Source organism: Bradymonas sediminis (genome assembly GCF_003258315.1).
Taxonomy (GTDB): domain Bacteria; phylum Myxococcota_A; class Bradymonadia; order Bradymonadales; family Bradymonadaceae; genus Bradymonas; species Bradymonas sediminis.
The window spans coordinates 2,527,490-2,546,053 of sequence record NZ_CP030032.1; the positions used below are offsets into that span (position 1 = coordinate 2,527,490).

Consider the following 18,564-nt stretch of genomic DNA (forward strand, 5'->3'; position numbering starts at 1 on the left):
CAGCAAGACATAGGAACTCCCATGTTAGATAAGAGCCAAGCACTGCTTGAGAGAGCCCAAAAGACCATCCCCGGCGGCGTTAACTCGCCGGTCCGCGCGTTTAAGGGCGTCGGCGGCACCCCGCCGTTTATCAAGCGGGCCGAGGGGGCGTATATCTTCGACGAGGACAATAATAAATATATCGACTTCGTGCTGAGTTGGGGCCCGGCGATTCTTGGCCACGCGAACCCCGAGATCGTCGCCGCCGCCCAACACGCCGTGGCGATGGGCTCGTCCTTTGGGGCGCCGACCGCCGCCGAGATCGACATCGCCGAGATGATCGTGGCGCGCGTCCCCGGGCTCGACCGCGTTCGCATGGTCAGCAGCGGCACGGAGGCCTGCATGTCGGCGATTCGTGTCGCCCGTGGGGTGAAGTCGCGCGAGAAGATCATTAAATTCTCGGGCTGCTATCACGGCCACGCCGACTCGTTTCTCATCGCGGCAGGCTCGGGCGCGATGACCCTCGGGCTGCCGAACTCCCCGGGAGTCACGCGCGGCACGGCGCAGGACACCTTGATCGCCCAATTCAATAATATCGAGTCGGTGCGCGCGCTTATCGACGCAAACCCCGACCAGGTCGCCGCGGTTATCTTGGAGCCGGTCTGCGGAAATACCGGCTGCATCCCGCCCCAGGACGACTTCCTTAAAAAGCTGCGCGCGCTATGCACCGAAAAGGACGTCGCGCTGATCATCGACGAGGTGATGACCGGGTTTCGGGTGGCGCGCGGCGGCGCGGTCGAGCGCTACGGCGTCAAACCCGACCTGTATTGCTTCGGCAAAGTCATCGGCGGCGGCTTCCCCATGGCGGCCTACGGCGGCACCCACGAGATGATGAGCCAGGTCGCCCCGGACGGGCCGATCTACCAGGCAGGCACCCTCTCCGGAAACCCGGTCGCGGTCGCCGCGGGCATCGCTGCCCTCAAGCAGCTCGACGCCGAGGCCTACGACCTGCTCGAAGCCCGCGGCGCCCAGCTCGAAGCCGGCTTCCAGAAGATCATCGACGCCAACGGTTACCCGCTCAGCCAGCACCGCGTCGGGTCGATGTTTACGCTTTTCTTTCATCCCGGACCGATCCGCAACCACGAGGACGTGAAGAGCTGCGACCTCGAGCGCTTTAACCATTTCTTCCACGCTATGCTCAAGCGCGGCGTCTATCTGGCCCCGAGCCAATTCGAGGCGGGCTTCCTGTCGACCGCGCACACCCCCGAGATTATCGACGAGGTGCTGGAGAAGGCAGAAGCCGCGTTGGCTGAGGTCTTTTAAGACCGCCTCTCCCCGGACGCGGTGCGTGCAGCTTTATAGGTGCGCGCACCGCGGCGAGTTCTTATAGACGGTGAAGGAGGTGCGCGTCGGAAAGAGCGCGTTAAGCTTGCGGTACATGCCCTTTGAGCCCGCGAAGATATCGACGTGTCGACCGTTGATGCCGCCGCCGACATCATCGGCGCGGAAGCAGCCATCGTGGGTATATCCGCCGAGCGTGCCGCTGGTCGGGATGGCCATGCCATCCCATTCTTCGACATAAAGGACGCTCCCCGACGAGATGATGCTGGTGTCGACCGCCCAGGAGCGAAGCGGCTCGAGCGCGTTGCCCCGCGAGCCCTTGCCCCAGGGGAATGCGCTGCTCATCTCGGACCAGGTAAAGCTGCACGCCCCGCCGCAATTAGTGCCATTATAATAGTTGAGCATGCGCCCGTCGCTGAGCTTTGCGGTGCCCTCGATGCAGGCGAGTGAGGCGAAGTCGCTGCGCACCGTGGCGATGACGCTGCAATTTTTATCGTAGAATTTGGCCGTCTTCGGGCCGCTGAAATCGCTCTCATCTTCGACATAATAATAGGTATTGATAAAGCTCCCCATCGAGGTGCCCATGCCGGGCGGCGGCGCGTCGTCTTCGACGGTGATGGAGATGGTATCGCGCGCGACCTCGGCGCCGCTGCCATCATAGCCGTAGAGCACGACCTCGCGCGGGGTGCCGGTTCCGTTGAAGGTATAGCGCAGCGTGGTCGAACTTGTGGGATTCCACGGCTCCGACAGCGGCCAGTCGTCGACCTTGATCTGAACGGTCGATACGTGTTCGGCGGCGATCGAAAAGTCCACCGGATTTTCTACGGTCGCCCCGTTGTTTGGGCTTAGAATGGACACCGTCGGCGTGATGGGGTTGGGCTCCGGAGAGGTGTCCGGCTCAGCGCCCGTGTCGGGGTCGGGTTCTTGTTGGGCGTCGGGCGTATCCACGGTATCGGGCGCCTGGTCGACGTCTTCGGGGATCTCAGCGTCGCCGCCAACATCGGCTACATATCCGCTGTCGGCGCAGGGAGGCACGGTGCACGCGACGCCGCCAGAAGATCCGTCGGCATTCGTCGAGTCCACATCGCGCATCGCGCTCTGGCCTGTATCCCCATCATCGGTCGAGACATTTGGCCCACCGGAGCTTATTTCACCAGTGCAACCGGCTCCCAACAGTGCTATCGATGCGGCGAGCGAGATATGCGCTTTCCAATTCATAACGTCTCCCAACTATCCAATTGTCACCAACCCTCGGTTGCATTCATATGCACCCGAGATTAGCCTCTGTATTTTAGTATTCATACCTTATTCCTACGAGGATAACGAATATGGCAAAAGAATTTATCTATCAGATGACCAACTTGAGAAAGACCGCTCCGGACGGGAAGAAGATTCTCGACGGCATCTGGCTGTCTTTCTTTCCTGGCGCCAAGATCGGCGTGGTCGGCCCCAACGGCAGTGGTAAATCAACGCTGCTCAAGATCATGGCCGGGCTGGACACCGAGTTCAACGGCGAGACCTGGATGGACCCGGACGCCCGCGTTGGGTATCTGGCCCAGGAGCCCAAGCTCGACCCGAATTTGACCGTCCGTGAGAACGTCGAAAAAGGCGTCGCCGAGATCCGCGACGTGCTCAATCGCTACGAGGAAGTGTCGGCGAAATTTGCCACCGTCGAGCCCGACGAGATGGACGCGCTCATCGCGGAGCAGGCAAAATTGCTCGAGCAGATCGACGCGGTCAACGGCTGGGACCTTGAGCGCACCCTGGACGTGGCGATGGACGCCCTTCGCGTGCCGCCGGGCGACTCGAGCGTGGAGCACCTCTCCGGCGGCGAGCGCCGCCGCGTCGCGCTTTGCGCCCTTCTGCTGTCGAAGCCCGACCTGCTGCTCTTGGACGAGCCGACCAACCACCTCGATGCTGAGACGGTCGCCTGGCTTGAGCGCGCGCTTCGTGACTACGAGGGCACCGTCATGGTCGTCACCCATGACCGTTATTTCCTCGACAACGTCACCGAGTGGATCCTTGAGCTTGAGGGCGGCAAGGGACTTCCTTTTGAGGGAAATTACACCTCCTGGCTTGAGCAAAAGCTCAAATCCCTGGAGGAGTCCGACCGTCAAAACACCCTGCGCTACCAAACGCTGTCGCAGGAATATGCCTGGTCGCGCCTGAGCAATGACGAGCGGCTGTCGCGCTCGCAGCAGCGCCTCACCGACTACGACGCATTGCAGCAGCGCTCGAGCAAGCGCGAGCATATGATTCAGATCCCGCCGGCGCCGCGCATCGGCGACGTCGTCGTGCGCGCCGAGAACCTCAAGAAGGGCTACGGCGAGCGCATGCTTATCGAAGACCTCACCTTCGACCTGCCGCGCGGTGGTATCGTCGGCGTGGTCGGCCCCAACGGCGCCGGTAAGTCGACGCTGTTCAAGATGATCTCGCAGCTCGAGCAGCCCGACGGCGGCTCATTGACCGTCGGTGAGACCGTCCAACTCGCCAGCGTCGATCAGATGCGCGGCGACCTCGATATGGACCGCACCGTCTGGGAGAATATCTCGGGCGGTGAGACGATTCTTCGCATCGGCGACCGCGACATCAACTCGCGCGCCTATGTCGGGGCGTTCGGCTTCGGCGGCGCTACCCAGCAGCAGAAGATCAGCACGCTGTCGGGCGGCGAGCGCAACCGGGTCTACCTGGCCAAGACGCTGCTCAAGGGCGGCAATCTTTTGCTCCTCGACGAGCCTTCCAACGACCTCGACGTCGAGACGCTTCGCGCGCTCGAGTACGCGCTTGAGGACTTCGGCGGCTGCGCCGTGGTCATCAGCCATGACCGCTGGTTCCTCGACCGCATCGCCACGCATATCCTGGCGTTTGAGGGCAACTCGCATGTCGAGTGGTTCGCGGGCAACTACCAGGACTATGAGCGCGACCGTCGCGCTCGCCTCGGCGAAGATGCGAAGCAGCCGCACCGCATCAAGTATAAGCCGCTGACGCGATAAAGTCGCCGAAATAGCACGCTAAACCAAAGCCCGCGCCCTGCGCGGGCTTTGTCATTTTGAAATATCACAACACTTCAAAAAATTGGCCAGCATTGTGTAGCCGGAGGGTGTGAGGATGCTCTCGGGGTGGAATTGCAGCCCGAAGGTGGGGTGCTCGCGGTGGGCGATGGCCATCACGAGGCCGTCGGCGCGGGCGCAGACGCGCAGCGCGGCCGGCAACGGCTCAGAGGCCATCAATGAGTGATAGCGCCCAGCCTGCACCGGGCTTTCGAGCCCATCGAAGAGCCCGGTCGCGTCATGGGCGACCGCGCTGGGTTTTCCGTGCATGGGCGCCCCGCTCGGGACAACCTGGCCGCCGAAGGCCCGCACAATCGCCTGGTGGCCCAGGCAAATCCCCAGCAGCGGAATCCTCGGCGAAAAATAGCGCACCGCGTCGACGCTGATGCCGGCCTGGTCGGGGTGCCCCGGCCCCGGTGAGAGGACCAACGCGGCGGGTTTCCAGGCGATCAACTCATCCAGGGTGACGGCGTCGCTGCGGTGCACCACCACCGAGATGCCCAACTCTTCAAAGCGATGCGCGAGGTTATACACGAAGGAATCGCGACAATCTAAAATGACGACTTCGCCTTCGCGTTGGTGGGACCATCGCGTCGAGGTCAGTCGCTCCATTCGATTTCGGGAGGCTTCGGGATACACGGACTTCGTCATGGCAGCCACTCCTGCGCGCTGAGGGCCCAGGTATTGTCCAACTCGCGCCCCTCCAACGAGGCCGCGGCGAGGACGCCGACACCGGCAGAGAGGAGTACGATTTCGTCGGCCATGCGCAATTCTTCGACCGCAATTTCGCGCACATCGACGGCTTGGCCGAATGCCTGGGACTGCGCAAGAATGCCGGCGCGCGTCACGCCCGGCAGGATGCCACGAAGCGGTGGAGTGACCGCCCGGCCCTCCCGAACGACGATCACATTGGCGCAGCTCGCCTCGCCGACAAGGCCGTCGGGCGAGGTCATAATCGCGTCGTTAAAGCCCTGGCGCATCGCGCGGCGCCGGACCTCGACGAAGCGCAAAAAGCTCGTGGTTTTATGGACGGCAAGGGGGTCGTCGGGAAGATAAAAGCCCGGGGCGATCGTAAGGTGTGGGCGCACGGGTTCGTGGTACGGACGATAGCGCAGCGTGACGGCGCCGCTGCCGCCGAAGGGAATGCTTTGGCCGTGGGCGTCGGAGCCGGAACGACTCACGCTGACGCGCCAGATGCCCGGTGTTTGATTGGGCAAGCCGCGAAGTTTGGCGACCGCGGCTTCGATGGCGCCCTCGCCAAACCCCAGGGCGTCGCCCGATTTTTGAAGGCGTTCGATATGCGCGTCGAGCCAGCGAATGGTGCCGTCCTCGCGCACACGGACGGTCTCAAAGAGCGCGTCTCCGTAGAGATAGCCGCGGTCATCGGCGGCGATGAAATCTTCTCGACTCATGAGAACTTCGCCCCCAGCGCGTGCGCGATGGGCCGGGCTTTGACGCAGGCTTCCTCGTATTCGTCGCGCGGGTTTGAGTCGGCGACCACGGCGCCGCCCGCGCCGTAAAAGACCTCGTCGTCGCAGAGCACGGCAGTGCGAATCAGGACGCTGCTGTCGAGCTGGCCGGCGCCCGCCGAGGCGTAAAATAGCGTGCCGGTATAGGGGCCGCGGGCGTCCTCTTCGACTTCGGCAATAAGCTCGATGGCGCGCAGCTTGGGCGCGCCGGTGATGCTCCCGGGTGGAAAACAGGCGACCATGGCGGCCACCGGTGAAACGCCATCTTCCAATTCGCCGACCACGGTCGACACCAGGTGATGCACCCCCGAAAAGCTATATAATCCACACACTTCAGACGCCGCCACACTGCCCGGTTTGCACACGCGGGTGAGGTCATTTCTCATCAGGTCGACGATCATAATATTCTCGGCGCGGTCCTTTGGGCTCGTGCTTAAGCCCTCTGCCAGGCGCCGGTCCTCCTCGGGCGTCTGACCGCGGGCGCGGGTGCCTTTGATGGGACGCGTACAAATTCGCCCATCCTTAATCGACATAAATTGCTCGGGGCTGACCGAGGCCAATTGAAAGTCACCGGCGTCCAAATACGCGCAATAGGCGCCACTGCTGGTGGCGCGCAGTTTCTCGTAAAGCGCCCAGCCCCCCAATGACCAGGAGGCCCGAAAGCGCTCGGTATAATTCACCTCGAACGCCTCGCCAGCGTAGATCGCGTCGATGACAACTTGCACCCGACGGGCATATTCATCGGGGGTGATATTGAGGCGAAAATTCGAGTCAGCGGCGCCCGACGACATGCCGGATGGGAGCGTGCGGGATGCGTCGCGGGCGTCGTGATGGGCCGGATACTCAAGAGCATCGCGCAAAAGACGCGCCCCGGCAGAGTGCGCGTCGCCGGTCAGCCACCAGGAGGCGTCGCGATGCGAATAGACGAGCGCGCTCGGGTAGTCGCCGACCCAACAGTCGGGCGTGGGGCGCGGCGCCGCGTCGGCGCGAACGTCGTCGAGCGCCCAGGCGAATTCGAAGCCAAGCATGCCGGCTAGGCCGCCGTAAAATGGCAGCGAAGCGGAGGCATCTGACATTCGTAACGCGTCCAGTCGATCGACCTCAAAGCGGGCGAGCGCGGCGCTCGGATCGGTGTAGATCCGGTCGGGCTCGCAGCAGATAATCGACCACAGCGGCGCCCCGCTCGCATCATGAGATTCGGCGCACCCGGAATCGAAAAAAAGGAGCCCCCTCGCGCCCCTCGAACTCAACGTTCGAACGACATCCAAGGGGGCTCGATTGATTTGCAGCAGTTTACTGGCCACTCAGGTTCGCCATCACTTGCTCAGGGGATGCGAAAAATGACTTCGATACGGTCATTCTTGGACGCATCATCGCCGAAGCGAGGATTCTCCTGTCCGAGGCCGCTGGTGGTGATACGACTGTCTTTGACGCCAGCATCGGTAAATACTTTGCGAACCGTGCGCGCGCGCGAGGCGGAGACGCCGAGGTTCTCGGTGGGGTCGCCCTTGCGCGTATAACCCTCGATGATGAGCTCGGCCTCTTTATATTTATCGGCGAGCTTTGCCGCGCTGGCGGCGAGCACCTGGCCGTCGGCGTTCAGCGTCCACGAGCCTTTGTCGAAGGACATCGCCAACACAACGCGCACGCCCAACGGCTCGACCACGGTGAACGGGGCGCCGAAGGTCGACTGAGCGTCGGTGCGAATCGCAGCGCGGCGCGCGTCGGGGTTCTGCATAGCGATCGATTCTTCGTGAAGCGGCTTGGCGACGGCGTACGCCTTGCCGTAGAGCGCGGTCGCCTCATCGGCGGCCCTGCCGACCTCGAGCGCAGAGGACGAGTCCTTGGAGCGCAGCACGACGGCGGCGTTATATCGCGTCGTGGCGGCGTTGAATTCTTCGATCGCGAACTCATCGGCCTTCACGGTCAACGCTTTCTCGCGCGCCTCGTTGGCGGCGTCGAATTTATAGCCAATCGCGGCCATCGCGCCGGTGCTATCGGCGGTATTTCGCTGAAAGGAGTTATTCGACTGGGCTTGCTGCATCCGCTTGGCCTGTTCGCGCGCGTTGCGCGCCCGAGCAACCTGCATTTCCAGGGCCGCGACCTCTTTGACCAGCTTATTTCGCTCTTCGCTGAGGGTTTGAATCTCGGGGTTAACCGCTGCGACCAGCGCGTTTGCTTCGTCCAGGCGCGCCTTGTCCTCGGACTGCTTTTTAATGGCGGCGGCGGTCCGGTAACGCAGCGTTCCGAGCAGCGCGTATTCTTTGGCGCGCTCGACGTCATTGTCCTCGTAGGCCTTGCGCGACACACGCCGATACTGGCGAGCCTCGCGGTAGTATTTCTCCGTGCCCGGCGCATCCCGCACTTCAAGGGCGTCTGGGGCTTGAAGAATGCGCTCCAGCTCGGTCAACTCTTTGGGTTTAGGCGGCGTTGAGCAACCGCTCACCAGCGATAATCCCAACCCTAAGCTGAGCATCGAAATAATTAAAAATCTCAGCGAATTTTGCTTCAACATCAATTCGACTCCAATCCACATATATTAATTATGGTCGACAAATCCCGACGCATAATTTCAGCGCAGCTTTTATAGTTGTGATTTTAGCGTGGCCATTTTGCCCTTAAGCTCTTCGATTTCCTTCTTCAAGGCCGGAATCTGCTCATTGGTGGCTTTATAATGGGCAGCTTCCTGGTCATCGGCGGCCTCCTGAAGGCTGCCGACAGTGGTCAAGGCGTCGATAAGTTCGAGCGCAAAACCAACGCGTCGCAGCAGGACTTCAGCGCCGTCCTTGTCGCCGTTGGCGAGCAGAATTTTGGCGTTGGAAAGCCACTCGTGGGCCTTCTCAATATCCTCTGCGGCCGCCGCGGCGCCTGGACCTGCTTCGTGCTGAGCGAGCATCTTCTCGTATTGTGCTGCTTCCTCTTTGCCCGAGCGATCGGCGGCGTTAGCCACCGAAGTTAAGCCGAAACATAGAAAAAACACCGAAAGCGGCACCCAGCAACGTGAAAATAAGCCAGATAACATTCCAACTACTCCGTACAATTATCAGAATACAAAACCGTCAGGCTCTACATTAGTCGTTATAACGAGTCGTCAGCAAGAAGGCTACCGCCTCGCGCGCACAATGGTCGCAATAACCGTAGCGCTCCTTCAGATTCGCGAGCGTGGTCTCGACCGCCGAAATCTCAGCCGAGGTGAGCGACTTTTTGTCGTCCTCGAAATAACGCAGCAGTGTCTCTTGGACCTTTTGAATTTGCTGCTGGCGCTCACTATAGAATTTACGCTCCAGCGCGATGAAATAATCGGGGAAGGTGCGCCGAAAATCAATCTGCTCGCCGGGGTGGTCGATAGAGTAGGCGGCGACCGAGGAGATAAGCCCGTGGCGGAAGTCATCGACGTCTTCCTCAATGTCGATCATCTCCTCGACGTTGCGCATCAGCTCTTCATCGGGGTCTTCGCTGCGCCCGGTGATGCGATTGTAGACCTTTTCACCCTTGAGCCACTGACTGACATTCTCGATATAGCGCGTGAAGAGTTCCTCGTATTGGGCCTCCTCAACCAGGCCCATGGCCCCGCGAATCTCCGCGTCGATCAGGTCGAGATACCGGTCGGTCGCGATTTGGATGAAGTGGTCGTGGCGCCAATAGTCGCCGTCGGGTTTCATCTGCAGGAAGCGAAAGACCGACGGGTCTTTGATGAGCTCCCGAAGCTCTGCGAACACCGCCAGGGGCGACAGGCACGGATACCGCTCACTCTGGCTGGCGTTGAGCAGGATCATCTTCATCTCGCGCGGGCTCGCCCCAAAGCGTCCCTCATAGGCGCTGGAGCCCTCACCCTCACTCATCATGTCCGGGATGACCCGCTTAAGCGCGCGCGCAGCCTCCGCGCCGATGCCCTCCGGGACCTTGCCGCGGGCGTAGAGGTCGGCCTTCTCCAGGGGCGTGAGATCCGCGATAACCTCGCGCACCTCGTCATCATAATTATCCGCGTCGGGCCGCTTCAGCCGCGTGAGCGTCGCCCACAGAGCGGCGACAAAGGTGGTATGCGGTGCCACATGCTTGATGGAATCCACGGTCTCCATTTGCTCGTCATAGACGAGCTCCTCGATATTATAGTCGAGCAAATAGGGCAGACGAATCAGCTCGATACGCCCCTTAAAGGAAGAATAGTCCGGCGACTGCTTGAACGCGTCGAGATAATCCTCATTGGCGGTCGCCATCAGCACCAGGTCGAGGTGCAGGATGCGATTCTCCAACGACACCGTGCCCTTCTCACTGGTCGCGAGCAGGTATTTATTGAGCTCCGGCTGGCGTTTGAGCATATCGTCGTATTCGACCAGGCCGCGGTTGGCGTCCACCAGGTCGCCGAAGGGCTCGAACATGGTCTGGTTTTGAAGGCTCGACGGCAGCGCCGACAGGCTGCGGTCCACGGTGATCTGGCGAAGATTTGCGTCCACCCGCATCGCGGGCTCCACGCTCACCGCGCCGACCCGATAGCGCTGGCTGACGAAGAAGCGCTCGACCTGGATATGCTTAAAGACCTTCTCGATATCGCCGCGATAGGCGGCCATCAAGGCGTCGAAAATCTGACGGCTGGTGTGACTTAAATCCCCATCATAAATATATTTACTCAGCACAAAGGGCGGCTCGCTTTGCTCCGCGGGTTGATGGCGTTTGCGCGAAGCCTTGCTGCCCGCGGTGGTGGCGTTGCCCAGGTGTTTTTTGAGCAGCGTGCGGCGCGCTTCCAATGGGATCAGCAGGAGGGGATGGTCCTTCATATCCGCCGGGATCTTGGCGTCGATCTCCTCCTCTTCCAGGTAGGCAAAAGAGTTAAGGTCGCTGTCCTCAACTGCGCGCGCGGTGAACCCACCAAATCCAATCGACGAACCGCTGGCCAGGCGCTCATTTGGGAAGATCCAATTGAAGCGAAACAGCGCGCCCTCCTCGGTCTGCGAGTATGCTTCCATCGAGCGCATCAGCATCTTCACGAAGGTGCTCTTCGCGCTGCCGTTGGGCCCGTGGAGCAGCAGCAGCTTATTGACCTCGCCCTGGCGCACGAAATTATCGAGCAAGCGAAAGACCCGCTGTTGGGCCTGCTCCTGGCCGACGAGGCGATCGCGCCCCTTATCAAAGGGGGCGTCGAACAGACGAAAATGGTCGACCTCGCCCCACACCGTGGGCTTGGTTTCGGTGCCGTAGTACCGAAAGCAATCACGCAGGTATTGCACCGCGTTTCGCGCGTGGCGCTGCGGCGTGGCCGCGAAGAGTTCGAGAAACTCGGGAAAACTCATGATGCGCTGTCCGCGCGCGTAGTCTTCCCGAATATCTGAGGCGAGTTCCGAAAGCATCTGATGACCGTCGTTCATACCGAGGGGCGCTCGTAGGAGTCATGTGATGATCAAGCATCCATCAATTAAAATGGCGCGACCAATATCAGTCAAATACTTCATCTCAGCGCGTGATTCGGCGCGAGGTGCGCATCGTGGGCCAACCAAAAACTGAACCCCCGTGCGCATATTTCAAGCGCCGCGCTCACGCGCGCACCGCCAGGCCAGGTTAATTCGCTGCGGGCTCCGGCGCGTCTTCGCCAGCCGCCGCCTCGATATTAAAGGCGAGCTTCTGGTTTCGAATCACGTAGCATTGCGTGTCATTGCAAACGCTGAAATTGCCCACTGCGTTGACGGTGTGTTTTCCGGGGGCCGAAGCCGAGACCGTCACCGGGATCGATGCCAGGCGGTTTTCGAGTTTAAGTTCGTCCATCTTAAACTCTTTTTGCGCGATCTCAATACCCTCGGTGTCCTCAAATGTGATCGACCAGGGGAATTCCTCGTTCACCTTCAGCCCATCGGCCGCCTCAATGGTCAGCGCGACCTCGCTCTTCTGGCCGACCGCGATCGCGTCTTTCGGCGCTCCAAGCGCGTAGCGGTCCGCGTTAAGGTCCTCGTCCGCCCCGCCCGGGTTGGTCGGGATTGAGTTAACCGGCGCCTGCGCAGTGGGCGACTCGGGGGCGCTCTTGTCACACGCCGCCACGAGCACCAGGGCCACGCTGGCAATCAAAAGGGGAAGATAGCGAAGACCACGCGTTGGCGCGGCGTTTAGATTGTCTGTAATTTTATTCATCATTCTACTTTGTTGTATTGAGGTTTCGTCGCCGCCGAAACCGAGTCGCGCGGCGAAATTTTATCCTGACCGAAAGCCTCGGGAATACCCTTAAAATAAGTGATAAAAGCCCTTAACACCCGAAACCGCGGCGTCCAATAAAAAGCCTAGCATAGCGCTGCGACGCAGGTAAGCGCTGGGCGCCGATTGAGCCGTGGAGGGTTTCGCCGATATCGCGGCGCGCCCAAAGGGGCCCGGCCCATTCGAATTGTTCATTGCGCCTGCGTCGTGCTATGATTTTGTGCGCGCTCACGCCGCGTTTATCGGCGACCGAGGACGTCGCCAAAGCCGGTGCCAAACCCGCCCGCTGTGACGTCCCTAGTAGAAGGTGCGATTCGGTCCATCTATTCCAACTCAACCGACGTTTCTGGTCCGCAGGTCATGGCCAAATCATCTGACTCAAATATCCAAGACTTGGGCGGCACGCTCGAGCCACTCTCGGAGCCAAACCCATACCCTTTCGAGCTCGGGCCGCAGCCCGATGACGGGGTTATCTCAAGCCTGGACAGTCGACGCGAATTGCTCGATCTGACCCGAGATCTACTCGCGCGCACCCACGGCCAACCCGGCAATTATCGCCAACCCGTCGTGCGCCCGAGCGCCGCGCAGCCCAGCGCGCAGCCGACCGGGCCGCGCCCGGTGCTGGCGGTGCACTCCCCGGGCGGCACCATTGAGACCACCCACCCGGTGGACTCCGCGCGCTATTTAGTGGGTCGTGAGAATTGCGACCTCGAGCTCGATGACCGCTTCGTCGCCCGCTGGCATGTCCAACTTTTTCGCCGCGACGGCGCCCTCATCCTCCAAGATCTCAACAGCAAAAACGGGGTCTATCTTCGGATCGCCGACGATCTGCCGCTGGAAGACGGCGACCGGATCGCGATCGGCGAGCAACGCTTCGAATTCCGCAACAAATGGGACCGCCCCGCCGGTCAAAAAGATGGGGATAGCCTGGCGGCCGGTGCCACCTGGGCAGGCCCGCCGGCGCGACTGATTCGCTATTTGGAAGGCGGCCAGATCGGCGGCGTCTATCCGCTGGCGCAATATAATAGCATCGGCTCCCAAAAATCGGACCTCACCTTTCCCGACGACACCTTCCTCTCCCCGACTCACGCGGTCATTCACTGTGAATCGGAGCGCTATTATTTACGCGACCACGACAGCGACTTCGGCACATTTATTCGGATCGCCGACGCGGTCGAACTGGTCGACGGTGATTGCTTTCTTGTGGGACGCACGCGCATCCGCTTGACATTTTCATCGCCCAAATAAGCGTCGAACGAGGCGCCTGGCGCGCCGTCCCTATCTGATCCGACCTCACCCGACCCGGTCACGCATTCATGGATTCAATGTACCTGAAGCGACTGCTGCGCTCGTTCTCCCGCCCGCCCAAATTATGCCCCGCGACCCGGACTTTGGCGCTGCTCGTGCTGATGTTGAGCGCGCTCAACGCCGCGGGCTGCGCCTGGTCCCAGGCACCCACGCAGAGCGAAGCGCTGATCGCCCCCTATAAGATTAACGGCAGGACCGACAAGCTCGACGCCGGGCAGCTGTTACTGGTGGACAAGGGCCTGTGGGCATTTTTGCCCCAGGCTTCGGCGAAGAAGGACTTCGTCTTTAAGCCCGGGGAGCTGGTCGGCTTCGTACCCCAAAAACGCCACGCCTCCGCGCACGTCTATAGCGTCGTGCTGGTGCGCTCCTGGGGCGCCCTCTTGCAGCGCCTGGACAGCCAGCCCATCACCGGCACCGAGCTGCGCGGTGAGTTCGTCCCGATCAATAACGACCCGACCTTTCGACAATGGGGTCTGTGCCGGGGCACCGGGGATGTCGGCGCGGCGAGCTGCATAAAAGAGGCGTCGCCCAGCACGCAGTGGCGCATCTTCCGCACCGACACACTTGGCAATATCGTCACGCCCGAGCTCGACGCCTGGAGCGACACCCTGCCGATTCAAAGCGCCGGCGTGCTTATCGGTGAGCGCTCGGTAATGCACCGAAGCCCGGACGCCGCCGACTCAAACCACTGGCTCGCCATTCCGGCGCACCGCCCCCTGCGAAGCCGCGCGCAAAACACCCCGATCATCCCGCACGCGCGCGTCGCGATGCAGGCGCATTGCCCGCGCATCGATCTGTCGCAGAGCTTCCAGCCGCTTGAGGTCTTCACCAGCGAAATCAACGCGCCCAAAGATGCTATCGACACGAGCATGGCGGCGATTCGTACCGGCGCCGACGTGCTCGTGCGCTGCAAAGGCGACACCATTTGGGTGGATATCCCCACGCTCTATCGCCCCATCATGGCGGTCGCCGACACCTCCGCCCAGGGCATCTCCTACGGCGCGATGGAGCCCATCGCGCTGAAGGGAGCCCCCGAAGAGCTCCAACGCGCGACGATCTTAATGGGCGCGGCGCTGGCGACCGGCTCTACATTTATCGCCGACTTCTATCTTCAAGAGGCGCTCCGAGCCGCGCCAAAGGCCAGTGAAGCAGGCGCGCTCGGGCTGAAGTTTATGCAGGTCTTCGCCGCCGCCGGCCGCCCCGAAGCGGCGCTTCGAAGCGGACTTCAGGCGGCCAGCGGCGCGTGGCATCTCGACAATAACCCCCAGTTTGTGCTCGGGCGCACCTGGGTCGACGCGGCGTTGGGCGACGCGCGCGCATATTCCGACGATGTCAGTCGGCTGAGCAAACTCGCCGAGAACCCGGATCATCGCGATATTCGGCTGTGGCTGGCCTGGAGCGTTATTCGCGCGGACGCCTTAAAAACAAGCGGCCGTTCGGTGCGCGGGGCGCTGTCGTATTTCGACAACGCTGGGTTGGTTCGCTGGATTCAGGCGGCCAACCAGATCGTGAGCCCGTCGCTAAGAATCGAACTTAAAAAAGAGCACGACGCGGTGTTGCTCGACGGGCTGGGGCTGCTGTCCCAACCGGTCGCGACCCGCGCCGACGGTAAGCCTTGCGCCGACGCGGGCGTCTGCCAACTCGACGTCTATGGACGCAACTTCGCCGCGCGCCTCGACGCATTGCGCGCGGCTCCAAGCGAGGTGTTGTTCAACGCGTTGTTGCGCGATCTTGCGCAGGTCTCAAAATCTGAACTCCGACCGGAGTTCGAGAGCCAAGCCCATAATTTTGAAGGATTTTCTGCAACTGAAGAGCTCGCGATTCACGCCGCGCTGATGCCGGTTACTCCCGAAGACGCGCGGGCGCGCAGCTTCGATGCGTTGATCGCTGCGGCCTCTGGCGCCGTGAAATCGGACGGTAATTGCATCGAAATCCCAGGGGCCGATATCATCGCCCGGCGCCTGGCTCCCGATGCGCGCAAAGCCTCGCCCGCACAATTGCCACACCTTGGCGCGACGCATTGGCTGGTCAGCGATGCCTTTGAGGCCGCCTGCCACTCGCCAATGGACTTTGCCCGAAGCCTTGAGGCATCGCTCGGCCACGATGAGACGATGGCCCGGCGGATGATCCCGTTGCTCACCGCGCTTAGCGAGCACAGCACGCCTGAGGCCCGCGCCCAGATGTTGCGCCAGGTCGCAGACTTCAGCGCCCAGCACAAAACGGGCGCGGCGTGCACCCGATTTAACCTCGCCCTCGCCTACTCCAACGCCACCGCAGGGCACCTGGACGTGGCCGCCAAAAACCTTGCAAAGACCGTTAATTGCGCCGCCGATGACTCCGAGAAATACGCGGCCAGCCAGCGGTTGCTCAACGCCTATATCCAATTCGAAACCAGCGCCCAGCTCCCCGCGGGCCTCCCCGAAAAGACGCGTGAAGCGCTGCTTGAGCTCACCCGCGCGACGCCGACGAGCCACGCCGCGCCCACATGCTTCGGCCTCGAAGGGCTCCCCTATCAATTGGCGAGTTATCTGCACCCGGATATCGTCGCCCTGGCGGTCTCGCTGAGCGAACCCGAGGAAGATGACCTCGCCCTTGAGACAAGCTCGCGCAGCCTGCAGCGGGCCATCGCAGCCATGCAGGTCGCGCAGCGCTACCTCGCCGAAGGCCAACCTGCCCCGGCGGCCGATTCACTTTTGGACGCCCGCGCGGCCTTCGCGCGCATCAACCACCAGGTGGGCCTGCGCCGCGTCGCGTTCCTGGCCCAGACGATCTACGGCAGCGATCTGGAGAGCTATCGCGCTGCGCAAAACGCAGCCGCCGAAGCGACGCCGCGACGCACCTCGAAGCGCGCTCCGGTCTCGCTAAGCGCGCCCGAGAAGCTCAGCGCCGCCGACTGGTCCATCGCCCTGCAACAAGGTCAGGCTGAGCAAATCGTGGCGATTTTCAAGGCGCAGAAGCGCCCCAAAACCCCCGAAAGCGCCCGCGCGCTGACCGCAGCGAAGTTACTCCGCGCCGCCGACGACGCCAGCGCGCTGCCCCCCCAGACCCTCGGGGTCGATGCGTCCGCGCTTGAGGCGCTGTGCCAATAGGGGTCGCGGGATAATCGGCGCGCCCCGGCTGGCGCGCCCCCGCTGTTCTTTTCCCCAAGTTTCCCCGGCATTCCCAATGACCCGGTTGTCGCCACCCCGGCGTTGGGCTAAGCTCGCGATCTCAAATTTGGAAGTCGGGATGCACATCGCATCCAGGCCAGTGACGCTATCATCGAGGGGTTTTCTGAGCATATATAATGATCGGCACCACGATTTCACGCTATGATATTTTAGAGGAGCTCGGCCAGGGCGGCATGTCGGTGGTGTATCTTGCCCAAGATACAGGGCTAAACCGACAGGTGGCAGTCAAATTACTGCACTCGCATCTGGCCAATAAGCCCGAGAATCGCAAGCGTTTCCGCCGCGAGGCTGAAGCGATCGCACGGCTGCGCCACGAAAATATCCTCGACGTGTACGACGTGTCCGACGCCTCGGAGCCGCGCTCCTATATCGTGATGGAATATGTCGAGGGGATGAACCTTCGCCAATTCGTCGAATATCACGGCGCGCCGCCCTCCGAGATCGTGTGCCTGCTGGGCGCGCAGCTGTGCAACGCCCTGTCTCACGCGCATAAACAAGGGGTCATCCACCGGGATCTCAAGCCCGAGAACGTCATGATTTCGACCGCCGGCGCGGTGAAGTTGATGGACTTCGGCATCGCGCATGTCATCGGGGCCGAGACGATGACGCGCACCGGCAGCCTGATCGGCAGCCCGGCGCATATGGCCCCCGAGATGATCGACGGCGCACAGGTCGATGCGCGCGCGGACATCTTCGCGCTGGGGACCATCCTCTATTGGATGGGCACCGGGCGGCTGCCGTTTTGCGGCGACAACACGCCGCAGGTGCTGCGAAACGTGATGGAATCGCGCTACGCGCGCCCCGAGGATGTTGAGCCGACGCTGAGCCACGACCTGGCGCGCATCATCGAGCGCACCCTGCACACCGACCCGGCCGAGCGCTTTCAAAGCGCCGATGCGCTCAAGCTTGAGCTGCTCGCCGCGGTGCACGCCGTCGGCCTCGAAGATCATGAGAGCATGCTTAGCGCGTATTTTAGCGGCCCCAAAAGATACGGCGCTGACTTCCCGGCGATGGTCGTCCCGAAGCTTATCGACTGCGCGAAACGCTCGAACCAGCGCGGCAGCACGGCGGTGGCGATTTCGTATTTTAATCGCGTCCTGGCCTATGACCCGGGCAATGAGGAGGTGCGCGAGTGCCTGCGAAATCTGCATCGTGGCCGGCGCATCTGGCTTGGCGCCGCCGCCGCGGTGGCGCTTTGCCTGGTCGCCGGGGGTGCGTGGGCGGGCTATTCCTATTGGGATGGTGTCCAGCGGCGCGAGGCCGCCGCCGCCCTGACGCAGCGAACCCTCGAGGACGCGACGACCAACGCCCGGGTGATGCTCGCCCAGAACGCAGCCCAGCGCGGGGTGCGCGAGGCGCATGCCTTCGCCTACCTTGAGCTCCCGCGACTTCAGGCCGGCGAAGTTGCGCGCGGCGTCGCGGCGCAGGCGCGCGCCGTCACCCGCACACCGCTTCAGCGCTTTCAAGATGCCCGGGCGATGCGCCAGATCTCGAAGGTCAAGCAATCCCCCACGCGCATCATCAAAGAAAGAGTTCAGCTCCCGCTCCAAGGCGAGGCGACGTCCGGCGACGCGACCCCGGGCGAGGCGACGGATGGGGAGAAAACCCAGGTCAAAACAACCCCGGTTGAGTTCAAGGTCTTCCCGCCCCCCACCCGCCTGGAGATCGACGGAAAGCCGGTCTCCTGGCAGTTCGGCGCGGTCGAGCTCACCCCCGGCAAACACCTGCTGAGCGCCAGCGCCCCGGGCTGCAAACCCTACCGTCGATTTATGGTGGTAAATGCAGACAAAAACGATAAGATTCCAGTCGTGCTTGATTGGCAAGATGCGCATATCCGGGTTGAGTCCAACAAAAACGTACTCGTTTATGTTGATTCAGAGCCCAACCCCCGCTCCAACGGCACCCATAGCAGCATTCGGGTGCCTTTTGAGCGCGGCAAATTCTATGCGCCCAAGACGCTCAATCTTCGCATCAAGGACTCGGCAAATCTGCAGCGCGTTCAGACGCGCGAAATCGAGGTTGAGCCGGGCAATACGCGCGTAATTAAAGTGAATTTTCCATAAGTGTTCG

General features: G+C 61.9%; 13 protein-coding genes. 5 read left to right on the forward strand and 8 right to left on the reverse strand.

The features are described from left to right. Window positions 1-21 precede the first annotated feature (21 nt). Complete coding sequence (gene hemL / locus DN745_RS09580; protein WP_111334331.1) at window positions 22-1,302, forward strand: glutamate-1-semialdehyde 2,1-aminomutase; 1,281 nt, start codon at window positions 22-24, stop codon at window positions 1,300-1,302. Between the two features lie 33 nt (window positions 1,303-1,335). Here hemL and DN745_RS09585 read toward each other — a convergent pair whose 3' ends face one another. Then, the gene (locus DN745_RS09585; protein ID WP_111334333.1) at window positions 1,336-2,538 is read right to left on the reverse strand and encodes a 3D domain-containing protein; all 1,203 of its coding nucleotides are present in this window, start codon (window positions 2,536-2,538) and stop codon (window positions 1,336-1,338) included. 110 nt (window positions 2,539-2,648) lie between these two features. Between DN745_RS09585 and ettA the strand changes: the two genes are divergently transcribed. After that, window positions 2,649-4,313: an energy-dependent translational throttle protein EttA gene (gene ettA, locus DN745_RS09590; protein WP_111334335.1), complete on the forward strand. Its 1,665-nt coding sequence runs from the start codon at window positions 2,649-2,651 to the stop codon at window positions 4,311-4,313. Between the two features lie 51 nt (window positions 4,314-4,364). Here ettA and DN745_RS09595 read toward each other — a convergent pair whose 3' ends face one another. From DN745_RS09595 to DN745_RS09625, 7 genes are all read right to left on the reverse strand, one after another. Further along, complete coding sequence (locus DN745_RS09595; RefSeq protein WP_204354957.1) at window positions 4,365-5,021, reverse strand: anthranilate synthase component II; 657 nt, start codon at window positions 5,019-5,021, stop codon at window positions 4,365-4,367. After that, window positions 5,018-5,782: an aminotransferase class IV gene (locus tag DN745_RS09600; protein WP_111334339.1), complete on the reverse strand. Its 765-nt coding sequence runs from the start codon at window positions 5,780-5,782 to the stop codon at window positions 5,018-5,020. Before DN745_RS09600 ends, DN745_RS09595 begins: the two co-directional genes overlap by 4 nt. Next, window positions 5,779-7,143: an anthranilate synthase component I family protein gene (locus DN745_RS09605; protein WP_275426318.1), complete on the reverse strand. Its 1,365-nt coding sequence runs from the start codon at window positions 7,141-7,143 to the stop codon at window positions 5,779-5,781. Before DN745_RS09605 ends, DN745_RS09600 begins: the two co-directional genes overlap by 4 nt. Window positions 7,144-7,163: 20 nt before the next feature. After that, window positions 7,164-8,354 carry an OmpA family protein gene (locus DN745_RS09610; RefSeq protein ID WP_162687574.1) on the reverse strand — a complete coding sequence of 397 codons (1,191 nt, stop codon included), beginning with the start codon at window positions 8,352-8,354 and terminating at the stop codon, window positions 7,164-7,166. A 69-nt stretch (window positions 8,355-8,423) separates the two neighbouring features. Further along, entirely contained in the window at window positions 8,424-8,789 is a 366-nt protein-coding gene (locus DN745_RS09615) for a hypothetical protein (protein ID WP_133621811.1), read from the reverse strand. Window positions 8,790-8,910: 121 nt separating this feature from the next. Further along, complete coding sequence (locus DN745_RS09620) at window positions 8,911-11,202, reverse strand: PrkA family serine protein kinase (RefSeq protein ID WP_111334346.1); 2,292 nt, start codon at window positions 11,200-11,202, stop codon at window positions 8,911-8,913. A 190-nt stretch (window positions 11,203-11,392) separates the two neighbouring features. Then, the gene (locus DN745_RS09625) at window positions 11,393-11,959 is read right to left on the reverse strand and encodes a hypothetical protein (protein ID WP_111334348.1); all 567 of its coding nucleotides are present in this window, start codon (window positions 11,957-11,959) and stop codon (window positions 11,393-11,395) included. Window positions 11,960-12,376: 417 nt separating this feature from the next. On the opposite strand from DN745_RS09625, the gene DN745_RS09630 reads away from it, so the two are divergent. The 3 genes from DN745_RS09630 to DN745_RS09640 all read left to right on the forward strand — a co-directional run bounded on the left by DN745_RS09630 (window position 12,377) and on the right by DN745_RS09640 (window position 18,557). Next, window positions 12,377-13,264, forward strand: coding sequence for an FHA domain-containing protein (locus DN745_RS09630; RefSeq protein WP_111334350.1), 888 nt, complete (start codon window positions 12,377-12,379; stop codon window positions 13,262-13,264). Window positions 13,265-13,341: 77 nt separating this feature from the next. Further along, the gene (locus DN745_RS09635; RefSeq protein ID WP_111334352.1) at window positions 13,342-16,413 is read left to right on the forward strand and encodes a hypothetical protein; all 3,072 of its coding nucleotides are present in this window, start codon (window positions 13,342-13,344) and stop codon (window positions 16,411-16,413) included. A gap of 197 nt (window positions 16,414-16,610) precedes the next feature. Beyond that, on the forward strand, window positions 16,611-18,557 hold the full coding sequence (locus DN745_RS09640; protein WP_111334354.1) for a serine/threonine protein kinase: 1,947 nt from the start codon (window positions 16,611-16,613) through the stop codon (window positions 18,555-18,557). Window positions 18,558-18,564 lie beyond the last annotated feature (7 nt).